We start from the raw sequence: 15,794 nt of genomic DNA on the forward strand, positions 1-15,794 counted from the left end.
GCCCGCATGGTCGCAAAGGGACTAAAGCTCATGCCCCCACCCACGTCACTGGCCAGGCCCAGGCGCACCCCGCCCGCGAGCGCTTGCGCATAATCGAAAAAACCGCTGCCCAGGAACAGGTTGCTCGTTGGCGACACCGCAATCGCTGCACCGCTGCGGACCAGTGCCCGGTGATCGTCCGCATCCAGATAGATGCCATGGGCGTAGACCGCACGCTCGCGCAGCAAGCCAAAGCGCTCGTAGACGGCCAGGTAACTGCGGTCGCAGGGATAGATCTCACGGACCCAACGCAGCTCATCCACGTTCTCGGCCACATGGGACTGGATCCAGACATCCGGGTAGCGGGCCGCCAGTTCGGCGGCGCCGCGCATCTGGGCGTCGCTGCAACTCGGGGCAAAGCGCGGCGTGATGGCATAACCCAGCCGCCCACGGCCGTGCCAGCGGGTGATCAAAGCCTCGGTGTCGCGCAAGGACTGTTCGGTGTTGTCGCGTAAGCCATCGGGGCTGTGCCGGTCTTGAAGCACCTTGCCGGCGATACAACGCAGCCCACGGGCCTCGGCCTCGGCCAGCACCGCATCGACCGAACCGGGATGAGCGGTTGCAAACGTCAGCGCCGTGGTGACGCCGTTGCGCAGCAGCTCGTCGCAAAAAAACCGCGCGACCTCGCGCGCGTGCGCCAGGTCGGCGAAGCGCATTTCGTGCGCAAAGGCATATTGCTTAAGCCAGGGCAGCAAACCATGGGCCGGCGATCCGATCACATCCGTCTGAGGGTAGTGGATGTGCAAATCGATAAAGCCCGGCGCGATGAGCCGTCCGCGGCGGTCGATGAGCGGGACATCGGGATACGCCGATCGCAGCGCATCGAAGGCACCCACGGCAACAACTCGGTACACATCGTCGGCGCCAGCGGCCGTGACCAACAGACCGTCGTCTTCATACCGGGGCCGAGGCTCGTTTGCATGCGAATCAAACCAAAGCAAAGAGGCGCGCCACGCTTGCATTCCTCAAGCTTAGCCGCTTCGCGCGACACAGCGGTGACATGCGCCTTTTACCCCTTGAGATGACGGTGCGGAACCCGCCGCTGATGCCACCAGCCGTGGCGGCCGATCAGCATCGACACCGCATACCACGCCCCCAGCAGCAACACGATCGCCGGGCTGGTCGGCCAGTCCGCCACATACGACCACCACAGCCCCAGCAGCGACCCCACTGCAGCGGTGGCGACAGCCGCCAACAGCATCGGCTGCAGGCGGCGAAACCAAAACCGCGCACTGGCCGCCGGCAGCACCATCATGCCGACTGCCATCAGCGTGCCGAGGGCATGGAATGCCGCCACCAAGTTGATCACCACCAAGGCCAAAAATCCGTGGTGTGCCACAGCGCCCCACGCGCTGACGCCGCGCAGAAACGCCGGATCCACGCACTCCAGCACCAAGGGCCGCCACAATAGGGCCAAGCCCATGACGGTGAGCAGCGCCACGGCACCCAGCAGCGCCAGCACCGACCCTTCCAGCGCCAGCACCGTGCCAAAGAGCACATGCAGCAAATCCACTTGGCTGCCGCGCACCGACAAAATCAGGACCCCGAGCGCGAGTGAGACGAGGTAGAACACCGCCAAAGCGGCGTCCTCGCGCATCACCGTGTGCCGCGCGACCACACCGGCCGCCGCGGCCACGATCAAGCCCCCCAGCACCCCACCCAGCGTCATGGCGGGCAGCGACAAGCCAGCCAACAAATATCCAATGGCCGCGCCGGGCAGGATGGCGTGGGACATCACATCGCCCATCAGGCTCATGCGGCGCAGCATCAAAAAAACACCCACCGGGGCCGAACCCAGCGCCAACAGCAGACAGCCCAGCGCGGCGCGGCGCATAAAGTCGAACTCCAGCCCCGAGGCCGTGCCCAACCACGTCAGCAGCATGTCAATGCCGGTGTCCATGCGGCGCCTCCCCGGCATTTGCCTTCGCCTCGATGTCGCACAGCGGCGCCCGCTCGTCGAATGCTTCTTGCAACTGGCGGGCGCGCAGCAGGTGGGCATCGGTCAACACCTGCGCGGTCGGACCATGGGCGACCAGCTCGCGCGCCAGCAGCGTCGCCGTCGGGAAAACCGCTCGGACCAGTTCCAAATCGTGCAGCACCGCAATCACGGTGCGCCCCTCCTCGTGCCAACGCTGCAAGGCGCACACCAAATCTTCGAGCGTACGCGCATCGACCCCGGTAAACGGCTCGTCCAGCAGCACGACCGCAGCGTCCTGCAACATCAAGCGAGCGAACAGCGCCCGCTGGAACTGCCCGCCTGAAAGGGTATCGAGTGTGCGCGACTCGAAGCCCTGCAAGCCCACCGCCGCGATGGCCGCCTGGACCCGCTCGCGCTGCGCCCGCGAGGGCCGCCTCCATAGGCCCAGCTCGTGCCACAAACCCATCGCCACCAGCTCCAGCACCGTCACCGGGAAAAACCGATCGACCTCACTGGTCTGCGGCAGGTAGGCCACCTCGCTCGGGCAAAGCCCACGCACCTCGCCATGCATAGGGCGCATCCGCCCAGCCACGCACTTGAGCAGGGTGGACTTGCCCGCCCCGTTCGGACCAACGACCGCGGCCAAGTCCCCGCGCCGCCAGCGCAGGCTGACGTGGTGCACGGCCGGATGGCGCTCGTAGCCAGCGGTCAGGTCCAGCAGTTCGATGTCGGCTGGATCGGGCATGTGATGTCCAGGACACACACAGAAAAAAAGCCAGTCGCTTAGACTGGCTTTGGATATATGGCGCGGCTGGCAGGATTCGAACCCACGACCCCTTGGTTCGTAGCCAAGTACTCTATCCAACTGAGCTACAGCCGCTTGCTGAAGATTGCATTGTACACCATTTCGCCCTGGCTATCGCAGCAACAAGGTCGGGATGCGCGATGAGCGCAGCAACTCGGTCGTCTTGCTGCCGAACAGCAGGCTGCGCAGCGGCGAGTGACCGAACGCCCCCATGATCAACATATCGATGGACTGCGCTCGAACGGTTTTGGCGATGACCGTCTCTGCGTCGCCCGGGATCAACGATGCGGTCACCTCAAAGCCTGCCGTCTCCAGGATGTTCTTGGCCCAGTCGATCTGCTTGGACGCGTCCTGGCTGCCCTGTCCGGCCATCAGCAAATAGATTGGCAAACCCCGAAACAACGCGCTGCTCGCGACCATCTCGACGCCCCGCCGCGTCACGTGGCCGCCATCGAAGGCGATCATCACGCGCTGCGGCTCTTTGAATCCCTCTGTCACGGTCAAAATGGGCTTGCGCAGAGCGCGCACCACGCGCTCGACATTGCGACCCAGGTCGCGCTGGGTGGCCTCGGCGGCTTGCCCACGCCGACCTAAAACCAACAGGCGCACGCCCTCAGCCTGCTCTGCAAGCGTTTCCTCCAGCTCGCCGTACCGCTGACGAACATCGACCAGCGCCACCCCGGCTGCCATCGCCCGCTCGCGCAGGCGGTTGAGGAAGATACGGCCTTGTTCGCGCGCCTGTTTGGCGCGGACCTCGTCGTCGGCGGAGAGCTTGCTCAGCAGATGTTCCTGCGCATCGATGCCGATGGCGCCGCTGTGATCGTCGCCGGAGCCCAACTCGGGATGGCGATCGATGACGTGCAGAAATTCCAGCGGTGCATCCATGCGCCGAGCGGCCCACGCCGCGTAGTCGGCCACGTAATCGGCAAAGCGGGACTGGTCCACACAGGCCAACACCTTGTTTTCGTTGTTCATGATCCGGCTTCCTCTCAATGGCCCATCAACATGTCTTCGGCACCGTCTTTGTCATGTACGGCGAACTTGTCCACCAGCGTGGCGCTGGCTTCGTTCAAGCCGATGACTTCCACCTCGGTGGCTTCACGGCGGAACTTGATGACCACCTTGTCCAGGGCGCTGACGGCGGTGATGTCCCAGAAATGTGCGCGGCTGACGTCGATGCGCACCTTCTCGATGACCTCCTTGTAATCAAAGGCATTGATGAAACGATCCGCCGAAGCGAAGAACACCTGCCCCGTAACGGTGTAGACGCGCATGCGCCCCTCGTCCTCGGTGCGGGAGGTGACGCGCAAAATCTGCCCCACCTTATGGGCGAAGAAAATGCCGGACAGCAGCACGCCGACCAGCACGCCCTTGGCCAAGTCGTGGGTGCCGACCGTCACCACCACGGTGGCCAACATCACGATACTGGAGCTTTTGGGGTGCTCGCGCAGGTTGCGAATGGAAGCCCAGTTGAAGGTGCCGATGGACACCATGATCATCACCGCGACCAAGGCCGCCATCGGAATCTGCGCGACCCAGTCGCCGATGAACACCACCATCAACAACAGGAACACCCCGGCAGCCAGTGTGGAGAGTCGGCCACGACCCCCCGACTTCACATTGATGACCGACTGGCCGATCATCGCGCAACCGGCCATCCCACCGAGGAAGCCCGAGGCGATATTGGCAATACCCTGCCCCACGCATTCGCGGTTTTTGTTGCTGTTGGAGTCGGTCAGGTCATCGACGATGGAAGCCGTCATCATGGATTCCAGCAGACCAACGACCGCCAAGGTAGCCGAGACCGGGAAGATGATCGCCAAGGTTTCAAGGTTCAGCGGTACATCCGGCAGCAGGAACACCGGCAGGCTGTCGGGCAGCTGGCCCATGTCGCCCACGGTGCGAATGTCGAGGCCGAGGAAGATCGCGACGCCGGTCAGCACGACGATGGCCACCAGCGGCGACGGCACGGCGTTGGTGATGTAGGGAAAGCCGTAGATGATGCCCAGACCCGCTGCCGTCATGGCGTAGACATGCCATGTCACATGGGTCAGCTCGGGTATCTGCGCTATGAAGATCAGGATGGCCAGCGCATTGACAAAACCGGTGATGACCGAGCGCGAGACGAATCGCATCAAAGCACCGAGCTTGAGCCAGCCCGCGATGATTTGGAGTACACCCGTCAGCACCGTGGCGGCCAGCAGGTATTGCAAGCCGTGCTCCTTGACCAGCGTCACCATCAGCAGTGCCATCGCGCCCGTGGCTCCGGACACCATGCCTGGACGGCCTCCGGTGAATGCAATGACCGTGGCGATGCAGAACGAGGCATAGAGCCCCACCTTGGGATCGACGCCCGCAATCACCGAAAAGGCGATGGCCTCGGGGATGAGTGCCAGCGCGACGACGAGGCCCGCAAGCAAATCATTGCGGATGTTGGAGAGCCAGTCCTGGCGCAAAGATTTCAACATACTTCGTTTGGATCGATAGGGAACGGGGCCGTATCGGTGTGGCCACGGCAGCGCCGCAAGCCGGCTCCGTTACACGCTCACTTGCTCAACCTGGAGCCGCAGAGGCGAGGCGTATGGATTGCCGGATCCGGGTCCGGTCCGGCGTCGTGGTGGGCCCAGCAGGACTCGAACCTGCAACCAACGGATTATGAGTCCGCTGCTCTAACCGATTGAGCTATGAGCCCGGTTTGACTCGTGCCATGCGCTGCGGACCTGTGTGGCGAGGACGCCCGACCACCGCCGTGACCCGCAACCGATACTAACTCGAGACCGTCTGCAGCACCGAGCAGTAGCCCATAGACCGACGACAGGATTGTAGCGGCCCGCGCTCACCCCGCGCGGGTTTGGCTCAGTGCGTGGCCGACCAGCTTGGCCGTGATGTCGACGATCTGGATCATACGGTCGTAGGGCATGCGCTGCGGGCCGATGACCCCGAGCGTGCCCACCACCTGACCGTCGACCTCGTAAGGTGCGCTGACCACAGACAGCTCCTCATAGGGCACCACTTGGCTGTCGCCGCCGATGAAAATCCGCACGCCGTCGGCCTGGCTGGAAATGTCGAGCAGCCGCATCACCTGAGTTTTTTGCTCGAACAGATCGAATAATTTGCGCAGGTTGCCCATATCGCGGGCAAACTCGTCTACGGCCAACAGATTGCGCTCGCCCGCGATGACCACCTCGTCGGTCTCGGCCGCATCGCTGCCGGCCTCGACGGCCTTGAGCATCAGGGCTGCGATCTCGCCGCGCAGCGCGTCGACTTCGTGACGCAAGCGCTCGCGCACGGTATCGAGCGTCAACCCAGCGTAGTGGGCATTGAGGAAATTGGCAGCCGATTGCAACTGATCCTGCGTGAACTCACTGTGCGGATGCAGGATGCGGTTTTGCACATCGCCATCCGGCGACACCAGAATGACCAACACCCGCCGCTCAGACAGGCGCAAAAACTCAATGTGCCGAAACACCACCGGTCGCCGCGGCACTCGAACCACCCCCACGAAGTGCGAGAGCTGCGACAGCAATTGCGCCGCTTGGCTGAGCACCTGGCGGGGCTGTTCGGCCGCCAACGTTGGCGCCGACAAGGCATCGATTTCGGGCAGCTCGCTGCGCCGCACGGTCAACATCGTATCGACGAAGTAGCGGTATCCGCGCGGCGTCGGTACGCGTCCGGCCGAGGTATGCGGGCTGGCCACCAAGCCCAAATCCTCCAGGTCGCTCATCACATTGCGGATGGTCGCTGGAGACAGATCGAGCCCCGCTGCCTTGGACAGCGTGCGCGAACCCACCGGCTGGCCGTCGGCGATGTAGCGCTCGACCAACGCCTTGAGCAGCAATTTGGAACGCTCGTCTAACATCATCCCACCGTCAGAAAGCCATGTTGTAATTTGAGCATGAATCGTCCCTCTGCGCTGCCCTCATCGCCCGCGCCGCATGCCGAGTCCGACCTTGCGCTGCAGTTTCGGCGGGTCGCACTGGTGGGCAAATACCATGCGAGCGGCAGCCGCGACGCGCTCGAGCGGGTGGTACACTTCCTGCACGAGCAAGGGTGCGAGGTCACGCTGGAGCGCGAGACGGCGCACCACATGGGGCCGATGGGCGACGGAATATTGGACGTTGCTGGCATCGGCGCCCACTGCGACCTGGCCTTGGTGGTCGGCGGCGACGGCACGATGCTGGGCATCGGCCGCCAGCTTGGGCCTTGCGGCGTGCCACTCATCGGCATCAACCAGGGGCGCTTGGGCTTCATCACCGATATTCCGTTCGACCGTTTTGCGGACATTCTCCGCCCGATGCTGCGCGGCGCCTATGAAGAGGAGTACCGTGCCCTGATGCAAGCGGGCGTCTGGCGCGATGGCCACTGCGTGTTCCAAGCCATTGCCATGAACGACGTGGTCGTCAACCGAGGCGGCGCCCCCAGCATGGTGGAGCTGCGTGTAGAGGTGGACGGCCACTTCGTCGCCAATCAGCGCGCCGACGGGCTGATCATCGCATCGCCCACAGGTTCCACCGCCTATGCGCTGTCAGCGGGCGGGCCGCTCATCCACCCAGCCATCGCCGGGTGGATCATGGTACCCATCGCCCCCCACACCTTGTCCAACCGCCCCATCGTACTGCCCAGCGACGGTGAAATCGCGATTGAAGTCGTCGCGGGACGGGAGCCGAGTGCGCATTTCGACATGCAGACCTTCACCAGCTTGTTGCCAGGCGACCGGATCGCGGTGCGCCGCTCGATCCATACGCTGCGGTTGCTGCATCCGGTGGGCTGGAGCTATTTCGACACCCTGCGGCGCAAGCTGCACTGGAACGAGGGAGTGGTGGCATGATCCGTGCACAGGGGGATGACGCATGAGCTGGCTGCGGCTGGCGGTTCGCGATTTTGTCATCGTCCATACCCTGGAGGTGGACCTGGGCCCTGGGTTCACGGCGCTCACGGGCGAGACGGGGGCGGGTAAGTCCATCCTGATCGATGCCCTGCAACTGCTGCTGGGGGGGCGGGCCGAAGCGCAGTTGGTGCGTGAGGGAGCCAACCGCGCTGAGGTGGCGGGTGAGTTCGACATCCCACCCGCTGCCGCAGCCTGGCTGGCGGAACAGGGTTTCGATGCCGCGCCGGGCGAGCCGGTGCTGCTGCGCCGCACGGTCGATGTGCAGGGCCGCAGCCGGGGCTGGATCAACGGCAGCGCGGCCACGGCAGCGCAGTTGCGGTCGTTGGGTGAACACCTGGTGGACATCCACGGCCAGCACGCCTGGCAAAGCTTGACCCGTCCCGACACCGTACGCGAGCTGCTGGACCGCTATGCCCGGCTGGACACGTCGGCGCTGCGTGCCGCATGGGCGGCGTGGCGTGCGGCCATCGCCGCGCTGGAGTCAGCCGAGGCCACCCAGAACACCCGCGAGGCCGAACGGGAACGTCTGCAGTGGCAGGTGGATGAGGTGGGCCGTCTGGCCCCCGGCATGGACGAATGGGAGGACCTCAACCGACAGCATGCCCGGCTGGCGCATGCGCAAACCTTGATCGACGCGGCGCAGGCCGCCCTTGGCGCGCTGGACGGCGAGGAGGTCAATGCGTCACGGCTGATCGGACAGGCCATCCACACCCTGCGGGATCAGCAGCACATCGAGCCCCGTTATGGGGCCATCGCCGATGCGCTCCAGCAGGCCCAGGCGCAGATTGACGATGCCTGCCGCGACCTGCAGCACCAGGCCCGTCACACCGAGCTGGATCCCGCCGCCCTGGCGGCCTTGGATGAGCGTTTGTCGCGCTGGATGGGGCTGGCACGGCGTTACCGTTGCCCGCCGCAGGAGCTGCCCCAACGCTGGCAAGACTGGCAAGCACGGCTGCGCGCGCTGGAGCAAGCCGCCGACCTGGACACCCTGCGCGCGCAGGTCGAGCGGACACGGCAGGCTTTCCTGGCCGAGGCCCAGGCCGTCTCGCGCCAGCGCCAGCCGGCGGCCGAGCGGTTGAGTGCCGCCATCACCGAGGCGATGCAAGGCCTGGGTATGGCGGGCGGCCGATTCGAAGTCCGCTTGGAGCCACTGCCCGAGCCGCAAGCCTCGGGGCTGGAACGGGTCGACTTTTTGGTGGCGGGCCATCCCGGCGTCACGCCCCGCCCCGTCGGCAAGGTGGCCTCCGGCGGTGAGCTGTCGCGCATCGCGCTGGCGATCGCCGTCGTGACCAGCCAGTTGGGCGAGGCCCCGACGCTGATCTTTGACGAGGTGGACAGCGGGATCGGGGGGACGGTCGCCCACACGGTGGGGCGACTCATGCGTCGGCTCGGTGCCGACCGGCAGGTGCTTGCTGTGACCCACCTGCCCCAGGTGGCCGCCTGCGCCCACCACCATCTGCAAGTGAGCAAGGTTCAGCAGGGCCAGGCCGCGGTCAGCCAGGTCACACCCCTGGAGGGCGAGGCGCGCGTCGAGGAGCTGGCGCGCATGCTCGGTGGCCACAGTTCCGACACATCACGGGCCCACGCCCGGGAGCTATTAAAGGTATGACCTCCCCCACCCCACATGTGGTGCTGATCACCGGAATGTCTGGCTCGGGCAAGTCGGTCGCCCTGCATGCCTTGGAGGACTCCGGCTTTTACTGCGTGGACAACCTGCCGCCCGAGCTGCTGGAGGCCTTTATCGCCGTCGAGCGGGAGCATCAGGCCGAACGGGTGGCAGTGGCGATCGACGTGCGCAGTGCGACGTCGCTGCCAGGCCTGCCACAGCGGCTGACGGCCCTGCGCCAGAGCGGGGTTGCCCTGACTGTGCTGTTCCTCGACGCGACCGATGACGTGCTGGTGCGCCGCTACTCTGAAACCCGGCGCATGCACCCCCTGTCGGTACGCGGCACTGCCGACCAGCGCCGTGCCCTGGTCGATGCCTTGGCGCTGGAACGCGAGCTGCTCGCGGCGCTGCGCGAGGGGGCGCTGGTCATCGACACGAGTCAACTCAAGGCTGCCCAGTTGCGCACCGAGGTCAAGGCCCTGCTGCTGCACGCCCCCGCACCGCTGACCCTGGTGTTCGAGTCCTTCGCTTTCAAGCGCGGCATCCCCATGGACGCGGACTATGTGTTCGATGTGCGCATGCTGCCCAATCCACACTACGAACCGGCGCTGCGTGCGCTGACGGGGCTGGATGCCCCGGTGGCCGCCTACCTTGACGCCGAGCCCGAAGTCGCCGCCATGCAGGCGCAGATCACCGCCTTCCTGGAGCACTGGCTGCCCGGGATGGTGCGCGACCACCGCAGCTATGTCACGGTTGCGATTGGCTGCACCGGCGGCCAGCACCGCTCGGTCTATCTGGTGGAGCGGCTGGCCGCCCACTTCGCCGCGACCTGGTCGGTGCAGCGCCGTCACCGGGAGCTGGATGTACGGCTGCCCGAATCCAGGCTTTCGAGCCAGACGCGTATGGGGGCTGGCAACCCAAGCGCCAGTGCCTCGGATGGTGAGCACCAGGCGCCCTGATCGGGCTGCACTCCCGGCGCCTGCGGGGCGCTGAGCACATCGGATGACACAGGCAAACGGCACACCACCGGCTGCAGCCGCAGCTGCCGGTGCGTCAGCGCGTGGTCAAACGCTACAGGCCAGTCCGCCTGCACACCTGGCTGGTCTCGCAACCACGCCGTGAGCCCCTCGATCGCAGACAGCACAGGCGGCGCCCACAGCCCCGCCCAGATGCCCCGTGCGGGGCGGCGCTGCAGCCACCAAGCGCCGTCCGCGCGCAGGTACAGCGGCAGGCACCAGGCCTCGGTGCGCCGGGCTGCCCGCACGGTTTGGCGCGGCCATGCGGTGGGATCACCGCTGGCCCGTCCTGCACACAGCGCAGCCACGGGGCAGGCGTCGCACCGGGGACGGCTGCGGGTGCACACCGTCGCGCCCAGGTCCATCAGTCCTTGGGTGTAGGCCGCCATGTCGTGCGGCGCGGCATCGGTTGGCAGCAGCGCTTGGGCAGCGCTCCACAGAGCCCGCTGCGTGTCCGCACGGGCCGGGTCACCGGCCTCGGCGAGCACCCGGGACAACACCCGCCGCACATTGCCATCCAGGATGGAGCGGCGCTCGCCGAAGCAAAACGCCGCAATCGCTGCCGCGGTCGAAGCACCGATCCCGGGCAAGGTGGCCAGGGCCTCGGCGCTGGCCGGAAAACGCCCGCCATGCTGCGCGACCACGGCCTGCGCGCAAGCGTGCAGATGGCGCGCCCGGCTGTAGTAGCCCAGTCCGCTCCACAGGGCCAACACTTCGTCCAAAGAGGCGTCGGCCAATGCGTGCACGGTGGGAAAGCGCTGCAAAAACCGCCCGTAGTAAGCAAGCACGGTCCGCACCTGCGTTTGTTGCAACATGATCTCGGACAGCCAGACCCGGTACGGATCGCGCGTGCCCTGCCAAGGCAGATCGTGCCGACCGTGCTGCCGCTGCCATGCGACGACCCGCGCAAAAAACGACCGCCGCAGCGCCGTGGGAATCTCAGGTGTACACATACCCATCAGCGATCCCTCACGCGCTCGACCTGCGCCTGCAACCCCATTGCTCGGCCCTCTGCCGTGCCCCATGATGAAACCGCTCAATAGGTTTGGCAGCGCGGGCAGTAGTAGCTGGAGCGCTGGCCCTGGCGGATCATGCGGATCGGCGTGCCGCACACCCGGCACGGCTGGCCGGCGCGGTCGTAGACCCACATCTCGAGTTGGAAGTAGCCGCCCTGCCCATCGACGCGAAAGTCCCGCAGGGTGCTGCCCCCAACGGCCAAGGCGCGCTGCAACACCTGGCGAATGGCGGCATGCAACCGAGCTGCGCGCGGCCGACTCAGGCGCATGGCCGGCGTCGTCGGTCGAATGCCGGCCAAAAACAGCGCCTCACTCGCATAGATGTTGCCGACCCCGACCACGATATCGCCCGCCAACAGCACGGTTTTGATCGGGGCGCGCCGACCGCGCAGCGCAGCATGGAAGCGGATCGGGTCGAACGCGGGCTCCAGCGGCTCCACCCCCAGACCACCCAGCAGTCGCTGCGCCAGCGCGTCGTCCTCGCCGCGCGCATAGACCACGGCGCCAAAGCGGCGCGGATCGTGCAGCCGCAGCGTGCCGCGATCGGTGTGCAGATCCACATGGTCATGGCGCCCCGGCGGCGGCAACGCCTCGCCCATCGTCAGACTGCCCGACATGCCCAGATGCAGCAGCAACAGGCCCTCGTCCAGATCAACCAGCAGATACTTGCCCCGCCGCCGCACCGCCCGCACCTGGCGCCCCACCAGCGCCTGTGGCGCCACCCCCAGCGGCCAGCGCAGCGGCTGGCCCGTCCACACGGCCGCGATGCGCGCGCCGACCAGCCGATCGGCAATGCGCAGCCGGGTGACTTCGACTTCGGGCAACTCGGGCATGGGGATCGGCGCGCCAGGGCATGAACGAATGCGCTGGATTATGATCAATCGGGCATTCCCTGTGATGGAACCTCCATGCCGCGCCTGCGCCTAACACTCCTTGCCCCTTGGCTGATCGGCTTCCTGTGGCACGCCCCGGTGACCCTGGGACAGACGGCCCCCGCCTCGTCCGATACCCCCGTGGTGCGGCCCGCGCAGCCCTCGGCACTCGATGCCGAGCTGTTCTACCAGCTTGTGCTGGCCGAAATGCAGCACCGGACCGACCCTGGCGCGGCATATTCGCTCATCCTCGATGCAGCCAAGCGCACCCGGCAGCCGGAGCTGTTCCGACGCGCCATCGAAATCGCCTTGCAAGGCCGCGCTCCCCAAGCCGCATTGACCGCCGCCCGGGACTGGTCGGCAGCGCTGCCCAGCGACGACGAAGCGCGCCGCACCCAGCTGCAATTGCTGATCGGCCTGCAGCAGGTGCGTGAGATAGGCCCGCTGCTGCGCGACTGGATCCGCGCCGCCCCTGCCGCGCACCGGCCTGGCCTGATTGCGCTGGTGCCCGCAGCGCTGGCCCGCGCCACAGACCGGACGCAAGCCGTGGCGGCCGCCCGGGTCGCGCTCGAGCCCTCCTTGCGTGCGCCGGACACTGCGGCTGCGGCCTGGGCGGCGCTCGGGCGCGTGCAGCGCCAGGCTGGACAGGACGCCGACGCCCTGCAGTCCGCACGCCAGGCGGTACGCGCCGATCCCCGCTCCGCGCCCGCAGCGCTGCTGGCGCTGGAGCTGCTGGACGCCTGGCCCGCCGATGCCGAGTCCCTGCTCCAGCGCCACCTGCTCGCCACGCGGGACACGCCTGACACCGACCCCGCCGTGCGCATCGCCTACGCACGGGCGCTGGCAGAGCGCGGCCGGCTGGCCGAAGGCCGCGCTCTGCTGCAGCCATTGCCTTCCCTGGACGCCGAGGGCCAGCGCCGCCTGCAGCTCGCCGAAGCCCGCTTGCTGCGCGATCACGGCCATGCGCAGGCGGCCTACGACCTTCTGGACCAGGCGCTGCGCAGCGCACCGGCAGACACCGATCTGATGTATGAACAGGCCATGACCGCCGAGCGACTCGGGCGGCTGGACGAGATGGAGCGCCTGTTGCGCGAGCTCATCTCGCGCCAGCCGGACGATCCCCAAGCCTACAACGCGCTGGGCTACGCCTTGGCCGACCGAGGCGAACGCCTGTCTGAGGCCAAGGCGCTGATCCAGGAAGCCCTGCGCCGCGCCCCCGAGGATGCCTACATCATCGACAGCCTGGGTTGGGTAGAGTTTCGCCTGGGCAATCTGGCCGAAGCGCGGCGTCTGTTGACCGATGCAATGCAACGCCGTCCGGACGCCGAGATTGCGGCCCACCTGGGCGAGGTGCTCTGGGTGCTGGGCGAGCCAGACTTGGCGCGCGCGGTCTGGCGCCAGGGACTGGAGCTCGACCGCCGCCACCGAACCTTGACCGAGACGCTGCAGCGCCTCGGTGTCGAGCCGTGAGGCCGCCCTGCGGGCGGCGCGCGCTGGTGCTCGCCCTTGCTGCCAGCGCCTTGCTCGCCGGCTGCGCCACCCCCCCCGCCCCGACGACAGCACCATGGAGCGGGCGGCTTGCGCTGACCCTGGCAACGCAGCCGCCCCAACGTTGGACAGCCAGCTTCGAGCTGGAGGGCACACCCGCACAAGGCGCGTTGCGCCTGTACACCCCCCTGGGGCAAACTTTGGCAACCCTTCGCTGGGACGGCGCGGCTGCTTGGCTGGATCGCGGCGATGAACCGCCCCGCCGCTACGACAGCCTGGAGACCCTGACCGCCGATCTGACCGGCGCCCCGCTGCCGGTCGCCGCTCTGTTTGCCTGGCTTGGCGGCTCGGCCCAAGACGTCCCTGGCTGGGAGGTGGATCTGACACAGCAGCCGCAAGGCCGACTGCGCGCGCGCCGCACCGCCCCCCCGCCTGCCGCCGACTTGCGCCTGCTCTGGCAACCCTGACCCATGCAGCGACTGCTCGACATTCCCGCCCCCGCCAAGATCAATCTGTTTCTGCATGTCACCGGCCGCCGTGCTGACGGCTATCACGAACTGCAATCGGTCTTTCGGCTGGTGAATTGGGCCGACACATTGCACCTCGAAGTGCGGCGCGATGGCCGCCTGTCACGCGAAGACCTGCGTGCCGCCAACGACGACTCGCCCGCTCTGCCCGAGGATGATCTGTGTTTGCGTGCCGCGCGCGCCTTGCAGGCGGCCAGCGGCAGCCCCCTGGGCGCGCACATCGTGCTGGACAAGCGCATCCCACAGCAGGCCGGCCTGGGCGGTGGATCCAGCGATGCGGCCAGCACCCTGATGGCCCTCAACCGCTTATGGGGGTTGGAATGGCCGCGCGATGCGCTGATCCGCCTTGGCGCGCGACTGGGTGCCGACGTGCCGTTTTTTCTGGGGGGACGCAATGCCTGGGTCGAAGGCATCGGGGATCGGCTCACACCCGTAGACCTGCCCGCAGCCCGCTATGCGATCGTCAAACCCCCCGCCGGCACCGCGACCGCGGTGATTTATCAAGCCAGCGACCTCGAACGGGCCACACCGTTGGCTAAAATGGAGGCATTCGTTGCAGGCATCGCGGCCGACCCCGTTCGACCGTGGGGCCGCAACGACCTGCAACCCGTGGCCATGCGCCTGTGCGCCGACGTCGCCGCAGCCCTCGAGCGGCTGAGCCGTCTGGGCCTGCAGCCCCGCATGACCGGCTCGGGCAGCGCCGTGTTCGCGGCCCTGTCCAGCGAGGCCGAAGCAGCCGCCGTGCAATCGGCGGATTGGCCGAGCGGCTGGCAGATTCGGATCTGCCACGGTTTGCCGGCACATCCGCTGGTTGAGTGGCAAAAAGGCGCTATAATGTGAGTCTTGTTGCTGCAGTTGCTAGCAACGCTGCATGAGGTTCGCCGCGTCTGCGGCGAACCTGTGTAGGGGAGTCGCCAAGTTGGTTAAGGCATCGGATTTTGATTCCGACATGCGAGGGTTCGAATCCTTCCTCCCCTGCCAAATTTCTTCCCAGTGCCGGTTACACCATGGAACGCTCGACGCCAGCGCATGCTCCCGATTTCATGCTTTTCACCGGCAATGCCAATCCGGCACTGGCCGCTGAAATCGCCCGCCATTTGGGCACCCGCCTGGGTACGGCCCACGTCGGCCGCTTCTCCGACGGTGAGGTGACGGTCGAGATCGGCCAAAACGTCCGCGCCCGCGACGTGTTCGTCATCCAGCCCACCTGCGCGCCGACCAACGAGAACCTGATGGAGCTCGTCATCATGGTCGATGCGCTCAAGCGCGCCTCGGCTGCACGCATCTCGGCGGTGATCCCTTATTTTGGCTATGCGCGCCAAGATCGCCGTCCGCGCTCCAGCCGCGTGCCCATCAGCGCCAAGGTCGTGGCCAACATGTTGCAGGTGGTCGGGGTCGAGCGCGTGCTGACCATGGACCTGCACGCCGACCAGATCCAGGGCTTTTTCGACATTCCGGTGGACAACATCTACGCTTCGCCGGTGCTGCTGGGCGATCTGCGGCAAAAGAATTACCCCAATCTGCTCGTCGTCTCGCCAGACGTCGGCGGCGTGGTGCGTGCGCGGGCGCTGGCCAAGCAGCTCGACTGCGACATGGCCATCATCGACAAGCGTCGCCCC

At 66.7% G+C, this 15,794-nt stretch carries 14 protein-coding genes, 3 tRNA genes and 1 pseudogene; 8 read left to right on the plus strand and 10 right to left on the minus strand.

Annotated elements, in window-relative coordinates; translation table 11 throughout:
- The 8 genes from guaD to hrcA form a co-directional block, all read right to left on the minus strand.
- A partial coding sequence (guaD, locus tag P3W97_RS10510) for a guanine deaminase (RefSeq protein WP_300846519.1) occupies window positions 1-1,001 on the minus strand: 1,001 nt, incomplete at its 3' end.
- A gap of 47 nt (window positions 1,002-1,048) precedes the next feature.
- The gene (locus P3W97_RS10515; RefSeq protein ID WP_300846521.1) at window positions 1,049-1,939 is read right to left on the minus strand and encodes a metal ABC transporter permease; all 891 of its coding nucleotides are present in this window, start codon (window positions 1,937-1,939) and stop codon (window positions 1,049-1,051) included.
- Entirely contained in the window at window positions 1,923-2,702 is a 780-nt protein-coding gene (aztA, locus tag P3W97_RS10520) for a zinc ABC transporter ATP-binding protein AztA (protein ID WP_300846523.1), read from the minus strand. Before aztA ends, P3W97_RS10515 begins: the two co-directional genes overlap by 17 nt.
- 58 nt (window positions 2,703-2,760) lie before the next feature.
- A tRNA-Arg gene (locus tag P3W97_RS10525) sits at window positions 2,761-2,837 on the minus strand.
- A 36-nt stretch (window positions 2,838-2,873) separates the two neighbouring features.
- On the minus strand, window positions 2,874-3,737 hold the full coding sequence (locus P3W97_RS10530; RefSeq protein ID WP_300846525.1) for a universal stress protein: 864 nt from the start codon (window positions 3,735-3,737) through the stop codon (window positions 2,874-2,876).
- A gap of 14 nt (window positions 3,738-3,751) precedes the next feature.
- Entirely contained in the window at window positions 3,752-5,230 is a 1,479-nt protein-coding gene (locus P3W97_RS10535) for a SulP family inorganic anion transporter (protein WP_300846527.1), read from the minus strand.
- A gap of 147 nt (window positions 5,231-5,377) precedes the next feature.
- Window positions 5,378-5,454 (minus strand) — tRNA-Ile (locus tag P3W97_RS10540).
- Window positions 5,455-5,598: 144 nt separating this feature from the next.
- On the minus strand, window positions 5,599-6,621 hold the full coding sequence (gene hrcA / locus P3W97_RS10545; protein ID WP_300846528.1) for a heat-inducible transcriptional repressor HrcA: 1,023 nt from the start codon (window positions 6,619-6,621) through the stop codon (window positions 5,599-5,601).
- 36 nt (window positions 6,622-6,657) lie between these two features.
- Between hrcA and P3W97_RS10550 the strand changes: the two genes are divergently transcribed.
- From P3W97_RS10550 to rapZ, 3 genes and pseudogenes are all read left to right on the plus strand, one after another.
- The gene (locus P3W97_RS10550) at window positions 6,658-7,590 is read left to right on the plus strand and encodes an NAD kinase (RefSeq protein WP_300846531.1); all 933 of its coding nucleotides are present in this window, start codon (window positions 6,658-6,660) and stop codon (window positions 7,588-7,590) included.
- Window positions 7,591-7,612: 22 nt separating this feature from the next.
- The gene (gene recN / locus P3W97_RS10555) at window positions 7,613-9,259 is read left to right on the plus strand and encodes a DNA repair protein RecN (RefSeq protein WP_300846533.1); all 1,647 of its coding nucleotides are present in this window, start codon (window positions 7,613-7,615) and stop codon (window positions 9,257-9,259) included.
- Window positions 9,256-10,119 (plus strand): annotated as a pseudogene (gene rapZ, locus P3W97_RS10560) (RNase adapter RapZ); the annotation flags it as partial. The gene recN and the pseudogene rapZ, both read left to right, overlap by 4 nt.
- On the opposite strand, the gene mutY reads toward rapZ, so the two are convergent.
- Both mutY and mutM read right to left on the minus strand, forming a co-directional pair.
- The gene (gene mutY / locus P3W97_RS10565; protein ID WP_300846535.1) at window positions 10,104-11,225 is read right to left on the minus strand and encodes an A/G-specific adenine glycosylase; all 1,122 of its coding nucleotides are present in this window, start codon (window positions 11,223-11,225) and stop codon (window positions 10,104-10,106) included. The pseudogene rapZ and the gene mutY overlap by 16 nt on opposite strands.
- A gap of 83 nt (window positions 11,226-11,308) precedes the next feature.
- Entirely contained in the window at window positions 11,309-12,121 is an 813-nt protein-coding gene (gene mutM / locus P3W97_RS10570; protein WP_300846538.1) for a bifunctional DNA-formamidopyrimidine glycosylase/DNA-(apurinic or apyrimidinic site) lyase, read from the minus strand.
- Window positions 12,122-12,196: 75 nt separating this feature from the next.
- Here mutM and P3W97_RS10575 point away from each other — a divergent pair, with 75 nt between their 5' ends.
- The 5 genes from P3W97_RS10575 to P3W97_RS10595 all read left to right on the plus strand — a co-directional run.
- Window positions 12,197-13,630 carry a tetratricopeptide repeat protein gene (locus P3W97_RS10575; RefSeq protein WP_300846539.1) on the plus strand — a complete coding sequence of 478 codons (1,434 nt, stop codon included), beginning with the start codon at window positions 12,197-12,199 and terminating at the stop codon, window positions 13,628-13,630.
- Entirely contained in the window at window positions 13,627-14,115 is a 489-nt protein-coding gene (locus P3W97_RS10580; RefSeq protein ID WP_300846541.1) for an outer membrane lipoprotein LolB, read from the plus strand. Before P3W97_RS10575 ends, P3W97_RS10580 begins: the two co-directional genes overlap by 4 nt.
- A 3-nt stretch (window positions 14,116-14,118) precedes the next feature.
- On the plus strand, window positions 14,119-15,015 hold the full coding sequence (gene ispE / locus P3W97_RS10585; RefSeq protein WP_300846543.1) for a 4-(cytidine 5'-diphospho)-2-C-methyl-D-erythritol kinase: 897 nt from the start codon (window positions 14,119-14,121) through the stop codon (window positions 15,013-15,015).
- Window positions 15,016-15,079: 64 nt separating this feature from the next.
- Window positions 15,080-15,156: transfer RNA gene (locus P3W97_RS10590), tRNA-Gln, on the plus strand.
- A 26-nt stretch (window positions 15,157-15,182) separates the two neighbouring features.
- Window positions 15,183-15,794, plus strand: a 612-nt coding sequence (locus tag P3W97_RS10595; protein ID WP_300846545.1) for a ribose-phosphate diphosphokinase, incomplete at its 3' end; no start/stop codon positions are given.

Source organism: Tepidimonas sp. (assembly GCF_029335975.1).
Lineage (GTDB): Bacteria > Pseudomonadota > Gammaproteobacteria > Burkholderiales > Burkholderiaceae_C > Tepidimonas.

Bases quoted from the DNA above. Each gene is read 5' to 3' on its own strand.
- ispE (WP_300846543.1), top strand. From the start codon at position 14,119: ATGCAGCGACTGCTCGACATTCCCGCCCCCGCCAAGATCAATCTGTTT.
- recN (WP_300846533.1), top strand. From the start codon at position 7,613: ATGAGCTGGCTGCGGCTGGCGGTTCGCGATTTTGTCATCGTCCATACC.
- P3W97_RS10550 (WP_300846531.1), top strand. From the start codon at position 6,658: ATGAATCGTCCCTCTGCGCTGCCCTCATCGCCCGCGCCGCATGCCGAG.
- P3W97_RS10575 (WP_300846539.1), top strand. From the start codon at position 12,197: ATGCCGCGCCTGCGCCTAACACTCCTTGCCCCTTGGCTGATCGGCTTC.
- P3W97_RS10515 (WP_300846521.1), bottom strand. From the start codon at position 1,939: ATGGACACCGGCATTGACATGCTGCTGACGTGGTTGGGCACGGCCTCG.
- P3W97_RS10530 (WP_300846525.1), bottom strand. From the start codon at position 3,737: ATGAACAACGAAAACAAGGTGTTGGCCTGTGTGGACCAGTCCCGCTTT.
- P3W97_RS10535 (WP_300846527.1), bottom strand. From the start codon at position 5,230: ATGTTGAAATCTTTGCGCCAGGACTGGCTCTCCAACATCCGCAATGAT.
- hrcA (WP_300846528.1), bottom strand. From the start codon at position 6,621: ATGTTAGACGAGCGTTCCAAATTGCTGCTCAAGGCGTTGGTCGAGCGC.
- aztA (WP_300846523.1), bottom strand. From the start codon at position 2,702: ATGCCCGATCCAGCCGACATCGAACTGCTGGACCTGACCGCTGGCTAC.
- mutY (WP_300846535.1), bottom strand. From the start codon at position 11,225: ATGTGTACACCTGAGATTCCCACGGCGCTGCGGCGGTCGTTTTTTGCG.
- mutM (WP_300846538.1), bottom strand. From the start codon at position 12,121: ATGCCCGAGTTGCCCGAAGTCGAAGTCACCCGGCTGCGCATTGCCGAT.